The 24,809-nt window shown below is 53.7% G+C and carries 31 protein-coding genes; 30 read left to right on the top strand and 1 reads right to left on the bottom strand.

The features are described from left to right. Positions 1–213: 213 nt before the first annotated feature. The 8 genes from ACJ9Y9_RS18020 to ACJ9Y9_RS17985 all read left to right on the top strand — a co-directional run bounded on the left by ACJ9Y9_RS18020 (position 214) and on the right by ACJ9Y9_RS17985 (position 6,749). Positions 214–1,830 (top strand): DEAD/DEAH box helicase family protein, encoded by a 1,617-nt coding sequence (locus ACJ9Y9_RS18020; protein ID WP_407226209.1) that lies wholly within the window; start codon positions 214–216, stop codon positions 1,828–1,830. Next, the gene (locus tag ACJ9Y9_RS18015; RefSeq protein ID WP_032666054.1) at positions 1,827–2,801 is read left to right on the top strand and encodes a toprim domain-containing protein; all 975 of its coding nucleotides are present in this window, start codon (positions 1,827–1,829) and stop codon (positions 2,799–2,801) included. The genes ACJ9Y9_RS18020 and ACJ9Y9_RS18015 overlap by 4 nt, the downstream gene beginning before the upstream one ends. Next, positions 2,801–3,661 carry a helix-turn-helix domain-containing protein gene (locus ACJ9Y9_RS18010; protein ID WP_407226208.1) on the top strand — a complete coding sequence of 287 codons (861 nt, stop codon included), beginning with the start codon at positions 2,801–2,803 and terminating at the stop codon, positions 3,659–3,661. Before ACJ9Y9_RS18015 ends, ACJ9Y9_RS18010 begins: the two co-directional genes overlap by 1 nt. Next, a complete protein-coding gene (locus ACJ9Y9_RS18005; protein WP_407226207.1) occupies positions 3,658–4,461 on the top strand; it encodes an antitermination protein in 804 nt (267 codons plus the stop codon). Before ACJ9Y9_RS18010 ends, ACJ9Y9_RS18005 begins: the two co-directional genes overlap by 4 nt. A 303-nt stretch (positions 4,462–4,764) precedes the next feature. Continuing rightward, positions 4,765–5,316: a hypothetical protein gene (locus tag ACJ9Y9_RS18000; RefSeq protein WP_407226206.1), complete on the top strand. Its 552-nt coding sequence runs from the start codon at positions 4,765–4,767 to the stop codon at positions 5,314–5,316. A gap of 59 nt (positions 5,317–5,375) precedes the next feature. Beyond that, positions 5,376–5,693 carry a hypothetical protein gene (locus ACJ9Y9_RS17995; RefSeq protein WP_407226205.1) on the top strand — a complete coding sequence of 106 codons (318 nt, stop codon included), beginning with the start codon at positions 5,376–5,378 and terminating at the stop codon, positions 5,691–5,693. Then, on the top strand, positions 5,683–6,207 hold the full coding sequence (locus tag ACJ9Y9_RS17990; RefSeq protein ID WP_407226204.1) for a lysozyme: 525 nt from the start codon (positions 5,683–5,685) through the stop codon (positions 6,205–6,207). The genes ACJ9Y9_RS17995 and ACJ9Y9_RS17990 overlap by 11 nt, the downstream gene beginning before the upstream one ends. Beyond that, the gene (locus ACJ9Y9_RS17985) at positions 6,204–6,749 is read left to right on the top strand and encodes a hypothetical protein (RefSeq protein WP_407226203.1); all 546 of its coding nucleotides are present in this window, start codon (positions 6,204–6,206) and stop codon (positions 6,747–6,749) included. Before ACJ9Y9_RS17990 ends, ACJ9Y9_RS17985 begins: the two co-directional genes overlap by 4 nt. A 68-nt stretch (positions 6,750–6,817) precedes the next feature. Here ACJ9Y9_RS17985 and ACJ9Y9_RS17980 read toward each other — a convergent pair whose 3' ends face one another. Next, positions 6,818–7,069 (bottom strand): hypothetical protein, encoded by a 252-nt coding sequence (locus tag ACJ9Y9_RS17980; RefSeq protein ID WP_262770641.1) that lies wholly within the window; start codon positions 7,067–7,069, stop codon positions 6,818–6,820. Between the two features lie 179 nt (positions 7,070–7,248). Between ACJ9Y9_RS17980 and ACJ9Y9_RS17975 the strand changes: the two genes are divergently transcribed. The 22 genes from ACJ9Y9_RS17975 (at position 7,249) to ACJ9Y9_RS17870 (ending at position 24,799) form a co-directional block, all read left to right on the top strand. Further along, on the top strand, positions 7,249–8,253 hold the full coding sequence (locus tag ACJ9Y9_RS17975) for a tyrosine-type recombinase/integrase (protein ID WP_407226202.1): 1,005 nt from the start codon (positions 7,249–7,251) through the stop codon (positions 8,251–8,253). 246 nt (positions 8,254–8,499) lie between these two features. Further along, on the top strand, positions 8,500–9,102 hold the full coding sequence (locus ACJ9Y9_RS17970) for a hypothetical protein (protein ID WP_407226201.1): 603 nt from the start codon (positions 8,500–8,502) through the stop codon (positions 9,100–9,102). 198 nt (positions 9,103–9,300) lie between these two features. Continuing rightward, positions 9,301–10,917, top strand: coding sequence for a TerL protein (locus ACJ9Y9_RS17965; protein WP_407226200.1), 1,617 nt, complete (start codon positions 9,301–9,303; stop codon positions 10,915–10,917). A 1-nt stretch (position 10,918) separates the two neighbouring features. Next, a complete protein-coding gene (locus tag ACJ9Y9_RS17960) occupies positions 10,919–12,388 on the top strand; it encodes a DUF1073 domain-containing protein (RefSeq protein ID WP_407226199.1) in 1,470 nt (489 codons plus the stop codon). 70 nt (positions 12,389–12,458) lie between these two features. Beyond that, positions 12,459–12,992 (top strand): phage minor head protein, encoded by a 534-nt coding sequence (locus ACJ9Y9_RS17955; RefSeq protein ID WP_407226237.1) that lies wholly within the window; start codon positions 12,459–12,461, stop codon positions 12,990–12,992. A gap of 261 nt (positions 12,993–13,253) precedes the next feature. Then, positions 13,254–14,525, top strand: a complete 1,272-nt coding sequence (locus ACJ9Y9_RS17950) for a DUF2213 domain-containing protein (protein WP_407226198.1) — start codon at positions 13,254–13,256, stop codon at positions 14,523–14,525. Between the two features lie 11 nt (positions 14,526–14,536). Continuing rightward, complete coding sequence (locus tag ACJ9Y9_RS17945) at positions 14,537–15,040, top strand: hypothetical protein (protein ID WP_023325706.1); 504 nt, start codon at positions 14,537–14,539, stop codon at positions 15,038–15,040. A gap of 11 nt (positions 15,041–15,051) precedes the next feature. Further along, the gene (locus ACJ9Y9_RS17940; RefSeq protein WP_016247459.1) at positions 15,052–15,999 is read left to right on the top strand and encodes a DUF2184 domain-containing protein; all 948 of its coding nucleotides are present in this window, start codon (positions 15,052–15,054) and stop codon (positions 15,997–15,999) included. A gap of 45 nt (positions 16,000–16,044) precedes the next feature. Further along, a complete protein-coding gene (locus ACJ9Y9_RS17935; RefSeq protein WP_023150224.1) occupies positions 16,045–16,455 on the top strand; it encodes a hypothetical protein in 411 nt (136 codons plus the stop codon). Beyond that, on the top strand, positions 16,427–16,837 hold the full coding sequence (locus tag ACJ9Y9_RS17930; protein WP_023150225.1) for a DUF4054 domain-containing protein: 411 nt from the start codon (positions 16,427–16,429) through the stop codon (positions 16,835–16,837). The genes ACJ9Y9_RS17935 and ACJ9Y9_RS17930 overlap by 29 nt, the downstream gene beginning before the upstream one ends. Then, positions 16,834–17,340 carry a hypothetical protein gene (locus tag ACJ9Y9_RS17925; protein ID WP_023344728.1) on the top strand — a complete coding sequence of 169 codons (507 nt, stop codon included), beginning with the start codon at positions 16,834–16,836 and terminating at the stop codon, positions 17,338–17,340. Before ACJ9Y9_RS17930 ends, ACJ9Y9_RS17925 begins: the two co-directional genes overlap by 4 nt. Continuing rightward, the gene (locus ACJ9Y9_RS17920) at positions 17,340–17,744 is read left to right on the top strand and encodes a head-tail adaptor (RefSeq protein ID WP_248216086.1); all 405 of its coding nucleotides are present in this window, start codon (positions 17,340–17,342) and stop codon (positions 17,742–17,744) included. Before ACJ9Y9_RS17925 ends, ACJ9Y9_RS17920 begins: the two co-directional genes overlap by 1 nt. Continuing rightward, positions 17,737–18,282 carry a hypothetical protein gene (locus ACJ9Y9_RS17915; RefSeq protein WP_023150228.1) on the top strand — a complete coding sequence of 182 codons (546 nt, stop codon included), beginning with the start codon at positions 17,737–17,739 and terminating at the stop codon, positions 18,280–18,282. The genes ACJ9Y9_RS17920 and ACJ9Y9_RS17915 overlap by 8 nt, the downstream gene beginning before the upstream one ends. A 3-nt stretch (positions 18,283–18,285) precedes the next feature. Further along, complete coding sequence (locus tag ACJ9Y9_RS17910) at positions 18,286–19,431, top strand: DUF3383 family protein (RefSeq protein WP_016247453.1); 1,146 nt, start codon at positions 18,286–18,288, stop codon at positions 19,429–19,431. An 11-nt stretch (positions 19,432–19,442) separates the two neighbouring features. Further along, complete coding sequence (locus ACJ9Y9_RS17905) at positions 19,443–19,883, top strand: DUF3277 family protein (protein ID WP_000257260.1); 441 nt, start codon at positions 19,443–19,445, stop codon at positions 19,881–19,883. 3 nt (positions 19,884–19,886) lie between these two features. Continuing rightward, positions 19,887–20,339, top strand: coding sequence for a phage tail assembly chaperone (locus tag ACJ9Y9_RS17900; RefSeq protein WP_023332016.1), 453 nt, complete (start codon positions 19,887–19,889; stop codon positions 20,337–20,339). Positions 20,340–20,362: 23 nt separating this feature from the next. Beyond that, positions 20,363–20,527 (top strand): DUF6889 family protein, encoded by a 165-nt coding sequence (locus ACJ9Y9_RS17895; protein WP_023229521.1) that lies wholly within the window; start codon positions 20,363–20,365, stop codon positions 20,525–20,527. After that, complete coding sequence (locus tag ACJ9Y9_RS17890; RefSeq protein WP_219290586.1) at positions 20,517–22,496, top strand: lytic transglycosylase; 1,980 nt, start codon at positions 20,517–20,519, stop codon at positions 22,494–22,496. Before ACJ9Y9_RS17895 ends, ACJ9Y9_RS17890 begins: the two co-directional genes overlap by 11 nt. Continuing rightward, positions 22,496–23,083, top strand: a complete 588-nt coding sequence (locus tag ACJ9Y9_RS17885; protein WP_047748152.1) for a phage baseplate protein — start codon at positions 22,496–22,498, stop codon at positions 23,081–23,083. The genes ACJ9Y9_RS17890 and ACJ9Y9_RS17885 overlap by 1 nt, the downstream gene beginning before the upstream one ends. Then, positions 23,083–23,385: a phage baseplate plug protein gene (locus tag ACJ9Y9_RS17880; RefSeq protein ID WP_023150232.1), complete on the top strand. Its 303-nt coding sequence runs from the start codon at positions 23,083–23,085 to the stop codon at positions 23,383–23,385. The genes ACJ9Y9_RS17885 and ACJ9Y9_RS17880 overlap by 1 nt, the downstream gene beginning before the upstream one ends. A 2-nt stretch (positions 23,386–23,387) precedes the next feature. Beyond that, the gene (locus tag ACJ9Y9_RS17875; RefSeq protein ID WP_407226197.1) at positions 23,388–24,455 is read left to right on the top strand and encodes a hypothetical protein; all 1,068 of its coding nucleotides are present in this window, start codon (positions 23,388–23,390) and stop codon (positions 24,453–24,455) included. Continuing rightward, complete coding sequence (locus tag ACJ9Y9_RS17870) at positions 24,452–24,799, top strand: hypothetical protein (protein WP_407226196.1); 348 nt, start codon at positions 24,452–24,454, stop codon at positions 24,797–24,799. The genes ACJ9Y9_RS17875 and ACJ9Y9_RS17870 overlap by 4 nt, the downstream gene beginning before the upstream one ends. Positions 24,800–24,809 lie beyond the last annotated feature (10 nt).

The following is a 24,809-nucleotide window of genomic DNA, read 5'->3' as shown; positions in this document are numbered from 1 at the left end:
GGCGCAATTTAAAAAAACGCCTGTATCAGCAAGGCAGTACAGAGCGCTCAGGCGCTGAGAAACGAAAAGTGTTCTTCCTGGAAGAGTGATTTTTCAGAGGAGCTGAATCAGAAGGGAGGCTGGCAGCCTTTGGGGAGGCCACCAGCCATGTGAGGGGGAATCCATGAAAACCACATCACAAAATGATTATCTCATCAGCACGGGGGCAGCACAATGGAGCTGACGATCACGCCGAATTTTGCACAGGATAGAGCGCTAAACATGTTGCGCCGTGAATGGAAGGCAAACGACACCTTCATGGTGTACTCGCCAACCGGTAGCGGTAAAACGGGTTTGGCCGCCTTCATCGTTGCCGGGTTTGTCAGCCGTGGTATGCGTGTCCTGTTCTGTGCACCGTACACCATCCTGATCGGTCAGACGGCTAATCGGTTCGTGGAGTACGGGTTACCGGGGGATGAAATCGGTTATATCTGGGCGGATCACCCGAACTACGATCCGGACCGGAAAATTCAGATTGCCAGCGCCGACACGCTTATTCGTCGTGTTTTTCCTGAAAATATCGATCTGCTGATTATCGACGAAGCACACCTGCGTAAAAAACGCATCCTGAAGGATATCGAACGTCTGCGCGGCAAAGGCGTAAAGGTGATTGGCCTGTCGGGTACTCCGTTTTCCCCATTCCTGGGCAAATACTATGACCGACTGATTAAGCCGACCACCATCGGCGAGTTAATCCAGCGTGGCGATCTGAGTAAATACGAATTTTACGCGCCAACTAAGCCGGATCTGAAAGGTGTTAAAACCAAAGCATCGCTTGAGTACGGCAGCGATTACAACGAAACGCAGCTCGCTGAAATCATGTGCGGCTCTACGTTGGTGGGCGATATCGTACAGAACTGGCTGGAGAATGGCCGGGATCTGCCTACCATCGCTTTCTGTGTCAACGTAGCCCACGCCAATTACCTGACAATCCAGTTTAACCTGGCGGGTGTTAACGCTGAGGTAATGACCGCCGACACTCCAGTGGATGAGCGGCAGACCATCATTCACCGCTTTGAAACCGGTGCAACGAAAATCATCGTTAGTGTGGGTGTTCTGGTGGCCGGCTTCGATAGTGACGTTCGTTGCATCATCTACGCCAGGCCAACAAAAAGCGAAATTCGCTGGCTGCAGGCGCTCGGGCGTGGCTTGCGCACCGCGCCGGGTAAAGAGTCCTGCCTCATCTTCGATCACAGTGGCACCGTGCACCGTCTGGGTTATCCGGATTCAATCGAGTACGACGATCTTCCTGGTAAGTCTGACGGCATGGAGGAAAGCGCTCGCCGCGCAGCTGAGGAACGGGCCGAAAAGCTGCCACATGAATGCTCTCAATGCCATTACATGAAGCCAGCTGGCGTCTATGTATGCCCGAAATGTGGGCATAAGCCGCTGGGCGGTGAGGACGTCGATACCGACACGGGCCGCAAACTCAAAAAGCTGGGTAAAAACCAGCATCAGCCCACGAAGGCAGAGAAACAGGCCTGGTGGAGTCAGATCAAATTCTATCAGCGCCAGCGCGTATCGCAGGGGAAAAAGCCCGTCAGCGATGGCTGGTGCGCAAACACCTTTCGCGAACGGTTTGACGAGTGGCCTAACGGGTTGAGCGATTTCCCGATGGAGATCACGCCGACCGTCTCTAATTTCATCCGGCACAAATTGATTGCGTATGCGAAAGGGCAGGAGAAGGCAAAGCGCCTGCAGGAGGCATCAGGAACGGCAGCTCCATCCTCAGTACAGCAAGCACAGAAAGCGATTAGCGATATCAAACAGCAGTTAGGAAAACGAGCATGAAGACGGCAGAAGCGGCAAAAGGTCAATGGGCAATGATTTTTGAGCACTTCGGGTTACCTCCCATTAATGCCAGAAATCACTTTAAAGGCGAATGTCCGGTATGTGGTGCGCGGGGAAAGCTGCGTATTGATGACCGGGACGGCCGGGGAACATGGATCTGTACCTGCGGCAGCGGTGACGGAATGAAGCTTGTCACTCTGACACAAGGGAAGCCATTCAATGAAATTTGCAGGGAAATAGACCAGCTGATTGGTAATAACTTTACCCGCGAAGCGTTCCCGCGCACTTCAGATGCAGTAAGTGCCCGTGATCGGGTTCTGTCCAAATTTTCGAAACTGGTCAACCTGAAAGGAACTACCGGGGCGGATTATCTGCAGGCCAGGGGAATTTATCAGCTCCCACAAGAGGCGGTGAAGTTCAATGATAAACAACGCTACGGCGGTAAGGTTTACCAGTGTCTGTATTCACTCGCAACTGACGACAAAGGCGAGCTTTGCTATCTGCACAGAACCTTACTGGACGGCAATCAGAAAGCCCAACTAAGGGATTCTGCCGGAGCGAAGCGCCAGAAATCTCTTCAGGACGAAAGCTATCTGGATCATGCCCGTTCAGTCGCTATTCGCATGTTCCCGGTAGCGACGACCCTCGGAATTGCCGAGGGTATCGAAACGGCTCTTTCCTGCAAGCAGCTGTACAACGTTAACACCTGGGCCACCATGACCAGCGGATTCATGAAGAAATTCCGTGTTCCTGCAGGTGTGAAAAATTTGATTATTTTCGCAGATCGAGACGTAAACAGCGCCACCGGATTGGCTGCGGCCACGGAATGCGCCCATGCCAACTTACTGGCAAAAAATGACCTGGAAAAAATCAGCATCTACTACCCGGATAACGGGGATTTTAACGACATGCTCATGAACGGCGATCAGGTTCGTGAGGTGGTTTTCTTCAAGAAAAAGGCGGCTGCGTAATGCGTACTGATAACAACGAACATAAAGCACTATTCACCATCCCGACGGCAGCGCACAGCTCCGCCCTCGCAAACATCAAGCCTCTGCCCGAGCAACGGAGAATCACCGGGCATAAGCAGACTGACGCTTATCTTTGGGTGCTGGAGGTGATCCGTCTGAACGAACCAGCACATCTGGACGCAGCCGAAGCCGCGCTGGAGAAAATTGAAATCTCCCCAAAAGAGGCCGAGGAACGTTACGCGCGTTATTTGCTGGCGAATGGTGGCGATCCTTTCCAGGTTGCCTTCGGTACCATCGGCATGGATAACCCGGCCCGGGTAATCAAGAACGCCCGTGAGAACATCAAAAAATCAGCATCAGTCAGGGCCACGTTCGGCAGCTATGAGGCAGCTCTCGAAGATGTGGAGGCCGAGCGAGTAATCAAGTCTTCCCCGAAATTTATCGACGATCACCGTTGGGGATGGACTCCGGCCGAGAAGAAAGCTGGCAGCATTAACGGCAGCCGTATGAACGAAATTGATGAACAGCGCCGGGCATTTGTTGATGGATATCGCGATGTGTTGCCTGAGCCTTTTACGCTGTCCGATGTTGTTCGTGAATTTATTTACTGGGACTGGCTCTATAGCGTTCGCCACACTTCAAGCCAGGAGCTGGGCGATGAATTTGGTTACTCCGAGCATCACGAATCCGTATATGACCGCGAGCGCTACCTTGAAAAGTTGCTGGCAACCATCAAACCCGTAACGCGCGTCGAAGCCGTGGAGGTATGTCGCTGGTTTCTTGACAGTGGAAAGGACGAATTTATGGAAAACCACGGCGCGGCGGTGATTCTTAACCTGGTAGGGGAGTGTGAAGAATGAAACTGGAGGCATCACTAAAACACTTTAGCCCTCAGGGTATGCACATCAGCGACGACGTGAAAGGAACCTCTCCGGATAGAATCACCGGCACCGATGTTATGGCGGCGATTGGTACCACCAGCAGCCGAGCGCGGTTTGGTCTGGCTGCCTTCTTTGGTAAGACCGGGATCAGCAAAAGCGATGAGCAACTGGCTGTACAGGCTCTGGCGCGTCATGCAATGGAATCAGCGCCCAGGAATGTACGTAAAGCAGCAGCAGGCGAGTTTGGCTGGTGCATGCTGGTGCTCGCACAATTCGCCTTTGCCGAATACTCCCGTTCAGCGGAAACCAGCGTGACGTGTCACAGCTGCAGCGGCAGAGGATTAACCTCTCAGTATGAGGATGTGATCAAACATCCTGGAGTCTTCAACTCTGACGGAATGGAAATCGTACCGCCGAAAATCAAGCACGAACTGGTCAAGCGTAAATGCGCGGCATGTAACGGTAAAGGTGAGCTGCTGGCCCGATGCCGTTGCGGCGGCAAAGGTGAGGTGCTCGACCGCAAAGCCACAAGCGAGCGCGGCGCGCCGGTGTTCAAAACCTGCGAGCGCTGCAGCGGAAACGGATTTTCTGGGGTGCCGTCTACTGCAGCCTATAAAGCGATACTGAAGCGAGTCCCGGATCTGCACGTCAGAACGTGGACCCGTAACTGGAAACCGTTTCTGGAGGTGCTTGTCGACGTCTGCCACAGGGAAGAACAAAAAGCAGACTCGGCGTTTCAGGACGCAACGAGCTTTCGTGATGATGTGAACAAAATTTAGCATATTAGCGACTTAAAACTTGATTTTGTCCGAACTTGTCGTGTATGCTTCAAATCGTAGGTTATTGCGCCTGCACGAAATCAAACCCGCCTCCGAGCGGGTTTTTTTATGGCCGTAACAGGGAAGAGCATTGGGCTTATGGGCGTTCTGCGTCGAGGGCCACCCTTCGGGGGAAAGAGTGACGATAACCCGTCACAGTAGGCTCAGTGCTCTCCCCGTTACGGTTAATTGCAGTCCCCAGAGACAAGCCGAAGATAAGCATCGGCAACCGTAACCAATTACTCCCGAACCAGGTCAACACGAATGAATACATTCATCATTTGTGCATCCGGCCCGTCTCTCAATAAATCAGATTGCGAACTGATCTCCGGATCGGGGCTGCCGGTTATTGCTGTTAACTCCACCTGGCGAGCCGTGCCTGATTGTGAATATATTTACGCGGGTGATCTGCGCTGGTGGGATGCAAACATCGATGTTCTGCCTTCCTCCGCCTCTCGCTGGACCTGTAATTACCGGGCTCATAAACGCTATGGGCTAAATCTGTTTGATACAGATACCCGGTGGGCCTTCAACTCTGGGCAGCGCTCAATTCTGTTTGCTGCCAGTCTGGGGGCGAAAAACATCATCCTGTTAGGGTTTGACTGCTCTATTAATGGCGGTAGTCACTGGCATGGTGATCACGTCGGGCTGGATAACCCTACAGCGGAGAGTGTCACGCGATGGCGCGGAGAGTTTGCCAATACCGCCAGAGCGCTGGCCGGCAAGGTGAATATCATCAACAGTAGCCGCCAGACAGCGCTTAAATGCTTCAGGTGTCTTGGCCTCGAAGAGGCTTTATCAAACGCTCTGCCGTAAGTTTTCCGCAAAATAATTTCCTTTTTCAACACACAGCACCCCGGACCCGGAGGTGTGGAATGCATCGTATGAATGACCAGTCAGGTAATGTAATTACCCAGTTTTTCGCGTGGCTGGCAGCTGTATCAGCGGCTCTGGGATTTTCAACCCAGGACATGGTTTTCATGTTTTTCGGTCTGATTGGCGTACTTCTCTCTCTGGCCTCTTTTATATCCGGTCGGCTTGACGCCAGAAAACTCCATAAAGAGGACCAGCGCCGCACTCAGTTGCTGGAAAAATATTTTGATGATGCCCGAAAGCTACCTCCTGAGGATCGTCCGGCAAGCGTCAAGGTTGTTACAGATGCCATTAACAGGATAAACGCAAATGCAAAATAAAAAGGCAGGTGCTGCGGGTATTGTTTGTTCAGTTGCTGCGATCATCGCGATAGTGCTCGGTAACGGGCATGTTCGAACCAATGACCGCGGACTTGAGCTCATCGGTAACGCGGAGTCATGTCGTCGTGATCCTTATGTTTGCCCCGCTGGTGTGCTCACCGATGGCATGGGCAACACCCACGGGGTTAAACCCGGCACAGTTAAAAACGACCAGCAGATCGCGGCGGAATGGGAAAAAAATATTCTCGATGCAGAATCTTGCGTTAACCGGTACGCCAATGGCAAAAATCTCAGCGACGATACCTTTTCTGCAGTAACGTCAATTACATTTAACGTCGGATGCCCAACGATGAAGCAGTCGACAATGTTTGCATTATTTCGCGAGCAGAAATCGGCGTGGCCTTCAGCCTGTAATCAGTTCCCTCGCTGGGTGTATGCTGGGAAGACTATTCTTCCTGGCCTTGTTAAACGGCGCGACGCAGAAAAACAGCTCTGCTTGGATGGTCTGAAATGATCACTCTTGCCGATATCAAAGCCTCATGGCGCCTGATACTGCTTGCTACCGTCATTGCGGTAGTCGCCGTGCTGTGTGTCCTGTTGGCAAACAGCCGCTCTGACGTTGCTACGCTGAAGAGTGATAACGACGTTCTGCGCAGTGACAACACCCTGCAGGGGACGGTTATCGCTGCTCAGGCTTTCAACTTCAACCGGTTTAACCAAGTGGCCGAAAACGCCAGCCGACTAAATTCACTGATTGATGCCAGCTCCGATAACACGGTTATCGAATACCGGGAGATCCTCCGCCGTGAAAAAACCTGTGATCTGCCTGTTCCTGCTGATGTCGCTGGGGGGCTGCTCGAATACACGCACCGTCTACGTGCCAGCGCAATGCACACCGATTCCGGGGGCGCTGACGCAGCCGGTGATAGCGCCACTACCACCAGCGCGCTGACGTATTGCCAGGCTGTTCTCTGGATCAAGCCGCTGCTGGCCACTATCGAAAAAGCGAATAACCAGCTGGCTGGAATACGCAAAATTGAGAATGAAAGGCAATAGATTTAAGATAGTTTCGCCGCCAGTCATTGCTGGCGACGATTTTATTCAAAAGATCAAAATAAGAGTAACTACTCTCTTTTGCCTAACAGGTAAACTACTTTTGATTTCAATTTGTTGAACCACTCCTCATTCTCGTGAATGTCTTCATCGAAAATCATACTTTCGTCAATGGTGTTACCCATTAAGCCAGCAGATTTGCCGATACCCTCGTTTACTACAGCGGACATGGTTACCACAGCAATTCGCAAAGCTTGAATTTCCAACTTCAATTCTTCATTTTCTGTTTCAAGTTCAATAACTCTATTTTCGAGTTCAGACATTGTGATCACCTCAGCTGTTAAAAGCATAATGTATCATGAACCTTTTCATATGATGAGGGGGCAACGGCATAGCATGATTGGGAGCACACAAGAATAGCTTTCGAGACCTTTTTATTAGCATTATCAAGTCCATTCGGCGAGTGGCTTTGATAATGTTTTTTGAGTGAGGATTGTTCAGTATGGCTTCGATAAAAGAATCCACTGATGCCAATGGACAATCAAAATATTACGTCCACTGGAAGGATGAAAAATCCGGTCATGGGCGCCGCCGCATCTTTAAGAATATTGATGATGCTGCACATCTTTTCTGGCAAAAACAGAATATGGAGCTGGATTGTAGAACAGCCAGCTGGACCGGAATAGACCATTCCTGGACTTTCCGAAAGTTAATTCTGTTTTATCTGGGGTATCAGGCCGGCAAGCTGGAAAAAAATATCATTCGGTTGTCGTCATATACTAAATGCCGTCACGATCTTCTCGCTGTAGACGGGCCGATACTGGGAAAAAATATTCTCCATATCAGCCATCGAGATATCGTTGATTCGGTTCGCACCGGCTGCCATCGCTGGATTCGTTCGGCTTTCTTCCTGCTGGTGGAAAAACGGCTCATCACTTTTAACCCTGTTGACCGTCCCGCGCGCCGGAAGCGTCGACCCATCACCATACCGCCATCATCATCGGTCAGGGAGCTACTGAATAACGCGCCAGTTCGTGAGCGTATCGCGTGTTGGCTCGGGATTTGTGGCCTGCGCATCGGTGAGGTTCTTGCGGTTACTTATAACGACGTGTCAGCCGACTGGATCGACATCCGGGGGCATGTTGTTGACGGCGTTATACATGAGGGGCTGAAAAGAGGCGTGGAGCGCCGGGTACGGATGCCGCGTGAGCTTTTCGCGTTGCTGGATAAAAATAAGCTTGGTTCCTCTGAGCCTCTTATCTGCAACCAGTTTACCGGTGCATGCCTCGCTACCAGCTACGGCACTCAGGGCGTTCTCGTCAGAACCCTGAACGACTATGGCATTAAACGATTCCATCATCTTCGCCACTTTGCTGTATCTCGCCTGGCAAACAAAGGCGTCGATATTCTGAAGGTTTCCCGACTTATTGGGCATTCGAACATCAAAACCACAATGGACGTTTACGGTCACCTGTTCGGTGAAGTGGTGGAGATGGATCTGGACTGAGTTATCCACATAGTGGAAATATTAGGGCGATCCACTATCTCCCCATTCTGCGCGGCCTCCGGGCATCAAATCGCAGTTTTTACGGAAAATCGATAACTCCGCATTTTTTGACGTTTTTAATTCCGCACTCAAACCCAGAAGGCTTGCGGCCCCGGAGCAGATTTTTTCTCAGAATTATTCCGCACGTAAAATGCGGAAAAATAATTTTGAACAAAATATAAACAGCACTCGATTTCAGGTAAGCGTATGGCCCGTAAAAATAGCTTTAAGAAGGCCTACGTCGGTATCGTTATTGATATGGCTCTGGCCCGTAACAAGATCTCAAACCGTATGGTTGCCCAGCGACTGGAAATTGACGAAGCGACTATCCGTAACTGGCGCAAAGAACATGCCGACTTTAATCGTGCCTTTACCGAGGCTCGCGAAATTCTGATGGAAAAGATTAACAACGTTGCAGGTAAAAGCCTGGACGTTCGCAAGCGAAAGATTGTTAGCCGGGGACCAAAGGGGCTGACAACAACCATTGAAGATGTTCTGCCCACGCATAACGATATTGCTGTTTTCTCGAAGACGCTCGGTCTTGGTACCAGTGTCTATAGCGAGGAAGAACGCCAGCGTGATGTGCTTCGCGAGGTGATGAAACACAAGGTGGCTGGGAAATACTCCGCGCTGGAGGCGGCGCAGCTGCTTGAGGCTGAGGGGATAAAAGTTCCGGCAACCCTCCTTATGGAGCTGGAAGCACCGAAGATTTTCGAATCGTTCAACAATATGGACGAGGCAGCCAAAGCCGACGCGGCGAACCTGACCCCGCAGGAAGCAGCAGACATCTACAAAAAATACCTGGGCTGAAAATTGCAAAAACAGGCGTTTCGAACCGTAAAAACGCTATGCACTTTTTGACCCGTTTTATGCACATTTTATTCATCTCGATTTGACCACTTTTCTGTTCAAAACAGAGGCTTCGCGCCGTTTGCGTGATGGGTGCTGTTGCGCCAGTGCGGGTAACGACCATTATGTTAAATCGGGGCGTTTTTGAGGAATTTTTCTGTGCCGATCCCGTTCCCCTTTGACTTCCGCAAACCGGACTATACCGCCGTGTTTGAGTGGAGAATGGAGAGGCTGGAGCGGATCAGGAAAGCGCCTGAAATGCTTCCGGCACTCCGTGAGTTTTACCGCACTAACCCGGCCCAGTTCATCATCGACTGGGGCATGACGACGGACCCGCGTAACCTCGATTATGGCCTGCCTGCCACCATCCCGTTTTTGCTGTTCCCCCGCCAGGAGGAATGGATTCACTGGATCATGGACAGGCGCGCCAATCTTGAGCATGGACTGACAGAAAAAAGCCGCGAAATGGGGCTTAGCTGGACCTCTATCGGACTGGCCTGTTCGCTTTGCCTGTTCAATAAAGAAATGGTGATCGGGTTTGGTTCCCGTAAAGAGGAATATGTCGACAGTACCGGCGACCCGAAAGCACTGTTCTGGAAAGCGCGTAAGTTTGTCGAGCTGCTGCCGGTTGAGTTTCGCGGTTCATGGAATGACAAAAAGCACGCACCTTACATGCGCGTGGAGTTTCCGGAAACGGGCGCGGTCATTAAGGGTGAGGCAGGCGATAACATTGGCCGTGGTGACCGTACCACGCTTTATTTCGTAGATGAGTCGGCATTCCTCAAACGGCCATTAATCATCGATGCTGCGCTCTCTCAGACGACCCGCTGCCGTATAGACCTCTCATCCGTTAACGGCATGAATAACCCCTTTGCACGTAAGCGCCACAGCGGAAATATCCCGGTGTTTACGTTCCACTGGCGCAGCGACCCGCGCAAGGATGATGAGTGGTACCGCAACGAATGTCTGAAAATTGATGATCCGATTATCGTTGCTCAGGAACTGGACCTGAACTACAGCGCATCCACAGAGGGGATTCTCATTCCTTCTGAATGGGTACAAGCTGCCGTCGACGCGCATATCAAACTGGGTATTCAGCCCAGCGGCCAGCGCCTCGGCGCAATGGATATCGCAGACGAAGGGAAAGACAAAAACGGCTTTTCTTGCCGCTATGGCTTCCTTCTGCAGAACGTTCATGAATGGTCTGGCATTGGGAGTGACATCTACGCCTCTGTCGTTAAATCGTTTGGGTACTGTGACGATTACGGTCTGGATGAATTCCGTTTCGATGAGGACGGTCTGGGCGCGGGTGCACGTGGCGATGCTCGCGTGATAAACGAGCTCAGGCAGGCTGAAGGCCGGGGAACAATCACAGCTACGCCTTTCCGTGGTAGCGGTGGCGTATTCGATCCGGAAGATGAAGCCGTTCCTGGTGATAACGGTAAAGAGGCGCGCCTGAATAAAGACCTCTTCGCGAACGCGAAAGCACAGAGCTGGTGGCATCTTCGCAAGCTGTTTCGTAACACCTTCCGCGCGCTGAACGGGATGGACTACAACCCCGACGAAATCATTTCTATAAGCAGCGAGATAGAAAATATTGACCGCCTGCTGATGGAGCTTTCACAGCCTACGTGGTCGAAAAACGCCGTCGGTAAAATCCTCGTGGATAAACAGCCGGAAGGTACAAAATCGCCGAACCTCGCCGACGCCGTGATGATTAACTACGCGCCGATGGATTCCTCTCTTGATAATTGGGCCAAACTGGCCGGAGCGTGACATGTCCCGTAAGAAACGCCAGAACGGCGCACAAAAGCCCGTTGCGACAGCTGACGGGTACAACAATTTCACGGCCAAACTTGGCAGCGACACCAGAAACATACAGACGGGCGGAATGTACATGCCCGGGTACATCAGCCGTAACAGGGTGATGCTGGAGTTTGCGTATCGTTCATCGTTCCTTGTTGGTGCCGGTGTGGATGCGATGGCCGATGATATGACCCGCAAGGGGATTAACATCAGCTCAAAGCTGAAACCAGGACAAAAGGGCAAGCTCGAAACCTTCTGGGATGAGCTCGCTATATGGGATGGGCTTAACGATAACCTCAAATGGTCACGATTGTACGGTGGCGCGGTGCTGGTGGTTCTGCTTGAAGGGCAGGATATGTCCTCCCCGCTAAAACTGGATCGTATCAAAGAGGGGCAGTTTAAGGGCGTGATGAGCCTTGACCGCTGGATGGTTAACCCGAGTTATTACGATCTCGTTACCGATTACGGTCCCGATTTTGGGAAACCGAAATATTACAAGGTAATCACGAACCAGCAGGGGATCCCCCCCTGGAAGATCCACCATAGCCGCGTTATCCGCATGGAGGGCGATACGCTACCTTTCCAGCAGGCCCAGACGGAAAACGGCTGGGGGATGTCTGTTGTGGAGCGTATTTTCGAGCGTATCGAGGCGTTCGATACTGCGACGGTTGGCACCACACAGCTGATCCACAAAGCGCATCTGCGGACATACAGCATTGCTGAACTTCGAAAAATACTTGCTGCAGGCGGCGACCTCGAAAAAGCGCTGATGAAGCACATGGACATGATCCGACAGTTTCAGACCATCGAAGGTATGACCATCATGGACGCTGCGGACAAGTTCGAAACGCACAGCTACACGTTCGCGGGTATCGCGGATGTCCTTCTGCGTTTTGCTGAGCAGGTTTCCGGCGCGACGGGAATTCCTCTCGTCCGTCTGTTCGGGCAGTCACCGGCAGGTTTCAACACCGGCGACGGCGATCTGGAAAACTACTACAGCCGGGTTAACTCGTTGCAGGAGAGACGCTTACGCCGACATATCCGCTGGCTGCTCGATATCTCCTGGCGTTCTCTGTTCGGCGAACCACTACCTGACGATTTTACTTTCGAGTTTAACAAGCTCTGGGAGATGTCAGACGTGGACCGTGCAGCGATGGCGAACAATGTGGTTACCGCACTCGGTACCGCCGTTCGTGAGCTCGGGATGACCTCTGCAGCGGCGCTTAACGACCTCAGGAACATTTCTGATGTGATTGGCATCGGTGGTTCTATCACTGACGAGGACATAGAAGATGCGAAGGCCCAGTGGGAGGAGGATGAACCTGAAACCATCCCTCCGCCGCCGTTCGGAGATCCAGTATCGAAAAAGCCTGTTGGCGATAGCAAATCAGATAGGGCAGATCGTCGATGGTACCTACGATGGTTCACAGGCCAGCGCTGACAGCATTTCGAAAACGCTGGTGGACTATTCCGAGGTAATCAGCGACTGGGCAGAGCAGGTCGGGCGAAGGATGTTTGCCCAGGTCGAGCAGGAGGAATGGAACCTGTGGAAATCGGTATCAGAGGAAATCGGCGCTGGCCTGCGCGATGTGGTGGGTAATACCCCCGTCGGTCAGGTGGCGCAGGATATCGTGTATCGCCAGATTCAGCTGATGAAGTCCCTGCCGCTGGAAGCAGCCGATCGCGTGATGGACATACAACAGCGCGCAATGCAGGCGGTTATCACTGGCGAACGTCCGGACGAGCTCTACGAGATGATCATGGCCTCCGGTGACGTGGCCGCCAGCAGGGCGCAGCTGATTGCCCGTACAGAGATTGGACGTGCTAGCGGCGCGCTGACGCAGGCCAGAGCCCTTTCGGTTGGCTCAGAGGGCTACTGGTGGCGTATTGAGGGGGCCGGAACGCGGAATTCTCACCGCAAGATGAAAGATAAATTTGTGCGCTGGGATAACCCGCCGACGCTGGACGGTATGACCGGACACGCCGGATGTTTGCCGAACTGCAAATGCTGGCCTGAAGTACAGATTCCAGCACCGAGAAAATGAAAAATACGGCTTTGAGCATTCATTTCATGCGAACTGCAATACCCGCGAAATGTTATGAAAATGTTGTATTCGAAAAGACCGATTTTCAGCCCAGTTAATCGCTACTTTTACGGCTTTAAGGGGACATTTTAATCGAGTCCATTTTCGTCGGTGCGGGTAAGAACCCTTATGTTAAATAGCCCGTTATTTCGAACATTTTTCCCATCTCACAAGGTCGCCTCCGGGCGGCCTTTTTGTTGCCCGTAATCGAGCAGGTAACCCATGAAATATTTCTTCACCACACGCCTGGGCGAAACGCGCTATCTGCAGGCGGACGGCTCGCTGCTGTGTAAAGACGTGCCGATCGCACGCACAGGTACGCAGGTCTATTTACCTGAGGAAATCGACCTCGAACCGGACGGCACCGGCACGGTGACAGTCTGGCGAACAGAAGACGAGGTGTTTTCCCCGGAGACGATGGCGAGCTTTGAGGGCGTAGCCGTCACGCTGGGGCATCCAGAGGACAGCCTGGGCAACATCGTTTTCGTGAACCCTTCTAACTTCGCAGAGCTGGCGCACGGACACATTCAGAACGTCCGGCGCGGCACCGGCGATAAATCGGATCTGCTCATTGCTGACGTGCTGATTAAACGGCAGGAAGCAATCGACGCGGTGAATTCTGGCCTGACCGATGTCAGCTGTGGCTATGACGCTCAGTACAAGCAGCTGGCACCTGGCAAAGGCAAGCAATACCAAATCACAGGTAACCACCTCGCTGTCGGTATCGACCGGGGGCGTGCTGGTGGCCGCTGTGCAATCGGGGATTCCATCCCATCAACAACAAAGGAGAAGCCTGTAATGTCATGGCTTAAAAAACTGGCTCAGGCCATTAAGACGAAAGATGAGGATGCACTGGCAAAACTCATCGACGAAGCGCCGGATATGCCGTCTGATGGCATGCCTTCAATCCCCGGTTCCTCTATCACCATCAACATTCCTTCACAGGCCACCGCCTTACCTGAGGGCAATCGCACCACAACGGACGAAGGCGATCCGAACAAAGGCAAAACCGGCACCGGAGATGAAGAAATTCCGGAGTGGGCGAAAGCGCTGCTGGCTCGTCTGGAAAAGCTGGAGGGTAAAACCACCGACGGCGATTCGGACCCGGGCAACATGACCACCGACGAAGATGAAGAAGAAAACCGCAAAGTGACAGGTGATGCAGCCTTTAAGCGCAACCTGATCGCCGATGCGGAAATTATCTGCCCTGGCTTCCAGCCTGCTGGCGATAAGAGCCTGAAGCGTCAGGTGCTGAGTCATGCAATGCGCACCGGCGACAGCCTGAAATCGTTCGGAGTGGATGATTTCTACAAAGCGCCAAAGGCTACGGTCGATGCGGTGTTTACTGCCGCTGTGGCGCTGCATAAGGCGAAAAATCAGCTGACCCCGCTAAACAACATCACCCGCACCACAGACAGCGGAATCAGCACTAAGCACCTTTCCCCGGCAGAACTGAACAAGGTCAACGCCGAATTCTGGGCAAAAAACAAATAAGGTAAATCATCATGGCAGGTACTGCATATTTAACGCGCATGCCCCTGGGCATTGCCGGGGGCGTTACCCGTCCTCGTGATCTCACCATCGAGCCAGTTAGCCTGGACCACACGAAGCAGTTCGCGTCCTACGGGCTGCCAGGTAAATACGTGAACGATAAATTCGTTCCGCTGGAGTCTGGCGACACCATTAGCAAAGTGAAAGGGATTCTGGTTCGTCCGTTCCCGATCACCTCTGCTCTGGACCTTGCTTACATCGGTGTGACGGCTAATCAGGTTGGTGACAACCTGAAACGCGGTTACATCTGCGTAACTGCTACTGCAGGCAACGCGGCGACCGCGAAAAAAGGCGATCCGGTTTACGTTCGCGTGGCTGGTGGCACTACTCAAAGCCCGGTTGGCTCCTTTGTGCTGTCTCCGGACTCTACCGCATCAAATACACCTCAGCTGCCAAATGCAGAGGTCATGGGGCCGGGTGAAGCCGACGGCCGTATTGAAATCGCTTATAACATCTGAGGGAATAATTAATGTTTACAATTGACAGAGCGACCATCGACTCCACCGGCGCGTTTCTCGTCGGCGAACTGGAGCGCATGGATCAGACGCTGAACATGCCTTTAGTGTCCTACAAATGGTCACGTGACATGCCGCTGCGCAGTGACATTTCTATCGCTGATGAAGTGTCATCCTTCACTAATACCGATTTCGTCGGCGTTGGTGGTCCAAACCCTAACGGTAAAAACTGGATCGGTAAAAAAGCCACTGCCATTCCTGGTATCGAGCTCGATATTCAGCCTACCCGTAACAACCTCACCTTGTGGGGGCAGGAAATCAGCTGGACGGTGCCGGAACTGGCTTCTGCCCAGAAACTGGGCCGTCCTGTTGATGTCCAGAAATACGAAGGCATGAAGCTGAAGTGGAACATGGACACCGACGAACAGGTTTATATCGGTGATAACGAGCTCGGCGTTGCTGGCCTGCTGAACCTGCCGGATGTTACTCCTGTTGCTGCAGCCGCAGCGTGGACCGCAACCACTGATCCGGATGTGATTGTTCAGGATATCAACCTGGTGCTGTCTGATGGCTGGGTTCGTTCTGGTTATGCGGTCTGCCCGGCAAAGATCGGTCTGGCTCCGGAGCTGTTCGGCCTGCTGGCGAGCAAAAAGGTTTCCTCTGCAGGGAATATCTCCGTGCTGGAATACGTAAAGATTAACACCATCGCGTTTCAGGAAAACGGCACACCACTGGAGATCGTCTCCATGAAGTGGGCCTCCAAGCGTGGCGCTGGTGGCGCGCATCGTATCGTTGCGTATACCCAGGACGAAAAATACGTTCGCTTCCCAATGGTTCCTCTGCTTAACACGCCGCTGGAGTATCGCGGACTGCAGCAGTTGACCACTTACTACGGCAAGCTGGGCCAGGTGGAAACCCCGTATTCCAATACGATCTCTTACCTGGACGTTCCGGCGTCTTAACCTGAAACGGGCGGGGAAACCCGCCTTTTTTTATGGAGCAAAAACATGAAATACGTTGTTTCCGGTGGCGCGACTCTCAGCTTTGCCGACGGTTCTAAATTTGAGCTGTCTCAGGGCATCCACGACAGTTCCTCTTTCCCGAAAGAAGTTAAGGACCACTGGGCCTTTAAAGCCTATGCGCGCCCGATTGACGAAGCCGACCTGGCGAACGAGCAGAGCAATGAAGACCTTTCTGCGAGCCTTGTTCTCCTGGCAGAAGAAAATAACACCCTGAAAGCGCAGCTGGCTGAGCATGAAAAAACCATCACCGCGCTGGGGAATGAAAACACAGACCTGAAAGCGCAGCTGGCAGCCGCTCAGGCACCAGCAGGCGGTAAACCTGCCGACAGCACGGACAAAACCGATAACACCGGCGGGGACGCGAAAAATGCCAAAAAACAGCAGGCTTCCGACTAACGAGCAGTTCCGCACCGACTTTCCCGAGTTCGCCGATAAAACCCGCTACCCTGACCCCTCAGTGAATTTCTATCTGGGGCAGGCTGATTCACTCCTGAATCAGGACGTGCAGGGCGATCAGTTCGTCTACCTTGCTGAACTATTCACCGCTCACTATACGGAGCTGCGCGGCCGCACGCTGGCCGCAGCTGCCGCAGGTGGAGTGAACAGCAACGGCGCGGCTGGTGTCGTGTCCTCTAAATCCGTGGATAAGGTTTCAGTGAGCTATGACGTGTCCGGGGTAATCAATCCGGATGCCGGTTTCTGGAACAGCACCGCCTACGGGCGCGAGTTCTACTGGTGGTGGTCGATGTTCGGTGCTGGTGGCAGGCAGCTGCTATGAAAAGCGGGTTAACGGTTCGCGCTGACAACGCCGTGGCTGTTCTGGAATCCCTCCGGCAGCTATCCGGAATGGATGTGCTGGTGGGAATACCTGAGGACAAGGCAGGGCGTGAGGATGGCTCTCCGATTAATAACGCGGAACTGGGCTACCTCCACTCGACGGGCGCAACGGTGGAAATCGACGGTACAACGGTCACGCTCCCCCCGCGTCCTTTTCTGGATATGGGGATCGAGGATTCAAAACCCCGAACCACTGCACACCTCAAGGCAGCGGCAACCGCCGCGCTGGAGGGGCAGACTGAAGCAGCGGTGCGTGAGCTGGAGAGCGCCGGACAGATTGCCCGTGACGCTGCAAAAGCCGTTATCGGTGCTGGTGACCGACTGCACCCACTTTCTGAGAAAACCCTCGAACGCAGAAGGGCCGAGGGCATTCCCGGCGAAAAGCCGCTTTACGCCCACGGATACCTGCTGCGCTCAATTAACTACGTCGTGAGGAAAAAATAATGCCTCTTCTCGATGTGAGCGATGTTCTTCTCGATCCTGACTTCATGGACACCAGTCTGGTGTGTCACCGGCAGGTTCAGACGGTGGATGAGGACAATTTCACGAAAAACATAGCTCAGGATATCCCATTCTCTGGCGTGGTGACGGTTGACCGTTCTCTGGAAGCCAGGCGAATGGCGGCAGGCCAGAACATCAGCGGCGCGATCCTCATCGTGACGCAGTTCAGATTAACCCAGGGCCAGCCCGGTTCAGACAGCGCCCCGCGACTTGATGCCGATATCGTGAGCTATAACGGGCGTGCTTACCGGGTGACATTTGTCGATCCGTACACCAGTTACGGCGCCGGATTCGTCCAGGCGCATTGTGAGCTGGTGGACTTTAACGGAGGGACGCCAGTTGAGTAACGACAGCACCGCGCGCGGTTATCTGACGCCTGTCGGGGATAGTCCCCAGTATGACGAGGCGCTGGAGCGTGAAATCAGCCGGTGGATTCGTGGCGTTTCTGGCTTGCCGGCCGCGCTTGTTTTCCCCCGATGGACTGACCCGCAGCCGCAGATCCCAAACAACGGGGTGACGTGGTGCGCCTTCGGTATCACTACCGTTCCCCAGCCGTTAAGCCAGTCCGATGTTCAGGTTTCGGAAGAACAGTCCGAGCAATGGACATGGGAACAGGTAACGGTGATTTGCTGCTTCTATGGCCCTCTGGGGGCCAACACTGCATCAACTTTCCGCGCGGGAATATTCGTCGAGCAAAACAACGCTGAGCTGAATCGCTCGGGGCTTTCGCTGGTGGAGGCCGGGACTATCTACAACCTGCCAGAGCTCATTAATAACCAGTGGGTGAGGCGCTACGACCTCACCATCACGCTGTCCCGCAAAAACATTCGTACCTACAACGTCCGGACGCTGCAAGATGCGCCCGTCTCATTTTTCGGAGACTAAATTATGCCGCAGGGATTACCTGTATCTAACGTCGTTAATGTCGACGTGATCATTGGGCCGCGTGCGGCTACTGGTCGAAACTTTGGTTCGCTGCTCATTCTCGGGAGCTCAACGGTTATCCCGGTTTCTGAGCGCATTCGCCTCTACTCATCCCCGGAAGATATCGGCACAGATTTCGGCGTGGATAGCCCGGAATATGAAGCCGCTACGGTGTATTTCTCGCAATCACCGAAACCGCAGCAGGTGTATGTCGGTCGCTGGGCTAAAACGCTGGTATCGGCTGAAAGCGGTTCGACGGAAACGCTGCTGCAGGCGGTGAACGCCGTTCTGAATTACACGAATTGGTACGGTCTGGCCGTGGCTGACGATGAAGATATCGACGATGCCGACTGGCTGAGCGTGGCCGCTGCGATCGAGGCCTCCAGTCTCAGCCGAATTCTGGCGATTACCACCGCAGAGCCTGAGACGGTAAACGCGACTTCCACTACCGACCTGGCTTATAAGTTGAAGGCGGCAAAATACGCTCGCACGTTTGTGCAATATTCCACCAGCAGCAAGTACGCCGCACTGTCTGCATTTGGTCGCGCGTTCACGGTGAATTTCAACGGCAGCAACACCACCATTACCCTGAAATTCAAGCAGGAGCCGGGGATCACCTATGAAACCCTGACCACCAATCAGGCGGCGGCGCTGGATGCCAAAAACTGCAACGTATTTGTGTACTACCAGAACGATACGGCCATCCTGCAGCAGGGAGTCATGTCCAGCGGTGATTTCTTCGACGAACGCCACGGGCTCGACTGGCTGCAGAACTACGTTCAGACCAACCTGTACAACCTGCTCTACACCAGCACAACCAAAGTCCCACAGACCGATGCTGGCGTTACGCGTCTGCTTTCCAATGTTGAGCAGTCTATGGATCAGTCCGTCACGAACGGGCTGGTGGCTGCTGGCGTATGGAACGGTGGCCCGATTGGGCAGCTGGATTCCGGCGACACGCTGACAAAAGGCTATTACGTCTATGCGCAGCCGATTTCCGAGCAGGCGCAGGCAGACCGTGAAGCACGTAAGGCACCGGTTATTCAGGTGGCCTGTAAGCTGGCGGGTGCGGTTCATTTCGCTGATGTGCAGATCAACGTCGTTCGCTAAGGAGATCATGAATGGCTACTTATTCTTTTATGGACGTCACGGCGTCCCTCTCCGGCCCGACCGGCGAGATTGATCTGGGCTACGGTTCCGCCAGTTCAGAGGAGGGGATCACCGTTGCAATGGGCGGCCCCAAAAATACCATGACCATCGGCGCTGACGGCGAAGTGATGCACAGCCTGCACGCGGATAAAAGCGGCACGGTAACCGTCAACCTGCTGAAGACCTCGCCGACAAACAAAAAGCTGTCGCTGGCGTACAACGCGCAGAGTCAGTCCTCAGGTACCTGGGGAAACAACGTCATTGTGATCCGCAACAAGGTGAGCGGAGACATCATCACGGCGCGCAGCGTGGCGTTCCAGAAACAACCGGATAACGCCAACGCTAAAGCCGGTAATACGATGCCCTGGGTGTTTGACTGCGGCAAAATCGACCAGGTTCTCGGAGAGTTTTAACAGATGGAATGCTCAATCAAAGGCCACGATTACCGCGTGGCAAAACTCAGCGTTTTTGACCAGCTGAAAGTGACCCGCAAACTGCTGCCGGTGCTGGCGGGCATGATGTCAGATTTCGGGAGCATTCGCTCCCTTCTGCCTGCTGATGGCAAAATCGACAACGTGAAATTCGATAAACTACAACCGGTGTTTGAAACCCTGCTGCCGTGTATCGCTGAAAAACTCTCCTCCCTGACCGAAGAAGACACCAACGCGATTATTCATCCGTGCCTAGCCGTGGTATCACGCAAGCACATGGACGGATGGACGCCGGTATTTAACAGCGGTCAGCTGATGTTCGATGATATCGACCTGCTGACCATGCTGCAGCTGGTGGCGCGGGTGGTCGCCGATTCACTGGGAAATTTTTTGCCCGTGAGCCCTACCAGCGCGACGCCGGGCCAGCCTCAGGGTTAACCCTCAACAGCCTGCCTGACGGGCTGTCTTATCTCCTTGACCCGGTTGACGCCGGGTTAATCCCTTATTACGCGCTGAAGGATGGATCAGTCGATCTGTGCGATATCGCGCTGATGAATGACCACCTGGCCGTTAAGGCAGACAACCAGCGCCGTATTGAGAAATGGAGAGAGGATAATGAACGCTGAGACTATTAAAGATTTCCTCGTCTCGCTCGGTTTTGATATCGATGAAGCAGGCGCGTCAAAGTTCGACTCTGTTCTCGCCGGTACGACCGCAAACGCCATCAAAATGGGGCTGGCCGTCGAAGGTGCTGCGCTTACCGTGGTGGCCTTCACGGCTAAGATCGCCTCGGGGCTGGATAATCTCTACTGGGCGTCACAGCGCACCGGCGCGACGGTTCAGGGGATTCAGTCTATTGGCTATGCGGTTTCGCAGGTGGGCGGCAGCGTTGACGCGGCGCGAACCTCTCTGGAAAGCCTATCCCGGTTTGTTCGTAACAATCCCGGCGCGGAAGGCTTCCTGAATCGCCTGGGCGTACAGACCCGTGACGCCAGCGGCAACATGCGCGACATGGCCGCTATCTTTACGGGTGTCGGCCAGAAGCTCAGCAGCATGCCGTATTACCGGGCTAACCAGTATGCGCAGATGCTGGGTATTGACGAAAATACCCTCATGGCGATGCGCCGGGGTGTGGGCGGTTTCTCCGGGCAGTACAGCGCAATGGCGAAAGCTATCGGCTTCAATGCTGACGAGGCGGCCAGAAGCTCCAACAAATTCATGACCTCCCTGCGCGAGTTCGGTGCGATGGCAGGCATGGCCCGTGACAAAATCGGCTCTAATCTTGCTGGTGGTCTGGCGGGTTCGCTGGACACGCTGCGCCGCCACATCCTCGATAACTTCCCGCGCATCGAGCAGACCCTGACGAAAGCCATAAAAGGCATTCTGGCGCTCGGAGACATCATCGGGCGGCTGTTCTTCAGGCTAATTGAGGGAACATCCAGCCTTATCACCTGGTGGCAATCGCTGGATAAGCAAACGCGGGAGCTGATCTCGTTGTTCGGCGCGCTGACGATTGCGCTGCGCATTCTGAACAGTACGTTCTGGATGTCGCCGATTGGCCTCATTACCGCGCTGGCGGCGGGGATTGCCCTTCTGTGGGAGGACTATCAGACCTGGAAGGAAGGCGGGGACAGCCTGATTGACTGGGGCAAGTGGAAGCCGGAAGTCGACGCCGCGCTGAAAATGGTTCGTGACCTTAAAACGACCGTTAACGACCTGGCGAAAGCGCTGGCGAAGCTGCTCAATATTGACCCCAAATCATGGTCCCTGAAGTGGGATTTCAGCAACTTCATCGACCAGATGGGCGAGTTCAGCAAAATGCTGAACATGATCGCCGACCTGCTCAACGCCATTAAAGATGGCCGCTGGGCTGATGCCGCCAGCATCGGCAAACAGATGCTTAATCAGGGCAGCGAAAATCCGTCAGCGATGCCGATGGTAACAGACAGCGCTAACAGTGTGGCGGAATGGATAAAGGATAAAACCGGTTGGGATCCGCGCAGTGTAGGACAGACCATAAGGAGCATTGGAGAGGATGAACCAGAGCAGCATGCGCAGGCTGCAAAGCGAGGTGAACGGAACAATAACCCCGGAAACCTTAATTTTGCTGGTCAGGCGGGTGCTGAGCTTGAGCGCCCCGGCGGCAGGTTTGCCCGATTCGAAACCGCCTTTGATGGTTTGCGCGCTCTTTCGCGCCAGCTCGTGCTGTATGCCGGGAGAGGGATAAACAGCGTGGAGAAAATTATCTCCACCTGGGCACCCGCTTCCGACAATAACAACACAGCAGCCTATATACAGGCGGTTTCCCAACGTCTGGGAGTAAATCCGCAGGCCGCTTTAAATATTAACGACCCACAAACGATGTCAGCATTAATGAGTAGCATTATTCACCATGAGAATGGGCGAAACATCTATTCGAAGGAGTTAATCGGGAAGGCTGCCGTCGCGGGAATTGGCGGGGCGAACGTGAACCAGCAAAACACCTACCACATTTACGGTGGGGGTGATCCGCGTTCTGTCGGTACCGAGGTCGAGCGTCGGCAGCAGTCGGCAAACGCCCAGGTCATGCGCGGTAATCAAACGAAGGTGGGCTAATGGATATTCTCTCTACGCTCTTTCAGCAGCAGAGCCGGAAAATAGGGATGATTGTCCCCAGCGTGGTTGTTTCTGAGAAGCATACCGACACGCTGGAGATAACGGAGCACCCTGTCGAGGTCGGGGCCGCTATCGCTGACCATGCCTACAAAAAACCGTCTGAAGTGGTGATGGAGGTCGGTTTCGCTGGTGGCGGATCGTTGCTGGATTTTGCCAGTAACCTGACGGCTACCAGCCTGCTCGGGCTGAGTCCCCAGCAGACGTATCAGGAGATACTCGACCTGCAGGCGAGCCGTATTCCTTTCGATGTGGTGACCGGCAAACGGCTGTACAGCAACATGCTGATCCGCGCGCTGGAAGTGACGACAGACAAGACAACCGAAAACGTCCTGTCTGCCGTCCTCACCCTGAGAGAGGTTCTTATCTCGCAGACGCAGCAGATCACCGTTGCGGATAAAACCAACATGAAGGACGGGGCCAGCACGTCGGCGGTACTGAACACCGGCAACAAAACCACAAAGCCGCCAAATACCTCGCTGCTGAAAAGCATCACGGGTAACGGGGCATCATTACTGGGGCTCGGCTAATGGCAATTCAGGAAATCCCGCTGACAGCGGATAACCAGCAATTCAGCATCATCCTGGCGGGGACCACTTGGCGGATTAGCATCATATGGCGCGATCTGTACTGGATTATGGACCTGCAGAACGACAGAGGGGAGCCGGTAATCTCCGGTATTCCTCTCGTCACCGGCGCTGATCTGCTGGCTCAGTACGCCTATATGGGCCTCGGCTTTAAGCTGGTGGTGGTCTGTGACGACAGCACACAGGATTATCCTACGAAAACCGACCTGGGCGGCCGCAGTCATTTACTGGTATCAACGGAGTAAACATGTCACAGAACTGGATGAGACATTTCGAGCTGCAGCTCGTGGACGAGAACGGGCAGGGTATTGAGCTCAGCGATTTTAAAGTGACCTTTACGATCGACTGGTTCAACATCAGCAGCGCGTCGCGGGTGGGTACGTTCAAAATCTATAACCTGTCAGCTGATACGGTAAACCGCATCACCGGGCAGGAGTTTTCGAAAGTGCGGCTGATTGCCGGTTACGACGGTATCGCGTCGGAGGTATCGGCAAGCGACGTCGGGACCGTGCGCGAAGTCGACGCGGCGGACGTGGGCCAGAGTGATGGCCGGAACTACGGTCTGATTTTCAGCGGTGAAATTCGCTACTCGGTCACCGGTAAAGACAGCCCTATTGATTCCTACGTCCTGATTCAGGCAGCCGATACGGATCTGGCTTTTGCCACCAGCATAACCTCGCAGACGCTGGCGGCCGGTTACACGGTCGCAGACGTGAACCGCGCGCTGATGAAAGACTTCGAGGCCAAAGGCGCGACCGAAGGCCTGACGCCTGAAATGCCTGCTACTGTGTTTCCACGGGGTCGGGTGCTGTTTGGCATGACACGGCATCTTATGGATAACGTGGCCGGACAATGTGGCGCAACATGGCAGTTCGTGGACGGGCAGCGCCAGATGGTGGCGAATAACGAGTATGTTCACGACGCGATTGTGCTCAACAGCGCCACCGGGCTTATCGGCATGCCGCAGCAGACCATCGGCAACGGCGTAAACGTCCGCGCGCTGATTAACCCGAACATCCGGGTTAACGGACTTATTCAGCTGGATCAGGCTTCTGTGTATCGCACCGCGCTGTCGAACAACGATATCGCGATGGCTGGTGGGCAGATCACCGACCAGAACACGGACGGAAATATTACGCTCAGCGGCACCACGGCGCAGCCTGCCAGCATCGCAACGGATGGCGTTTATATTGTGCGCGGGATTATGTACACTGGCGACACAAGGGGCCAGGCGTGGTACATGGATATGATGTGCGAAGCGCGTGGCGCGGCGGATTTACTCTCGTCCTCAGCGCAGCAAAGGATATATTCATGAAGCGTATGAAGTTATTTCTGACAATTTCGTTACTGTTCTCCTGCTCAGCGGCTTTCGCTGATTTACAATGCGGCGGATACCGACTTCATGCAGCTGATAACGGCTGGACGAAAATCAACGGCGAGCAAGTTACATCTCAAAAAATCAAGTTTCTCGGTAAGAAGGACGATTGGGATAACGTTAAAACGGACATGGGCCTGATGCCTTCCCGTGATGGTAACAATTACGGTTTTGAGTTCGTTAAACGTAACGGAAAATCGTTCTTGAACGTCCAACTGCTTCAGAACAGCATGGACGCGCCGAAAATCATCGGATCTTTCCCGTGTAAAAAGGTTGTGGGGTAGTCTATCAACC

This window comes from Enterobacter sp. CPE_E1241, from assembly GCF_045618265.1.
Classification (GTDB): Bacteria; Pseudomonadota; Gammaproteobacteria; order Enterobacterales; family Enterobacteriaceae; genus Enterobacter; species Enterobacter adelaidei.
Note: the sequence above shows the minus strand (reverse complement) of the source record. Positions and strands in the feature narration are given on the sequence as shown.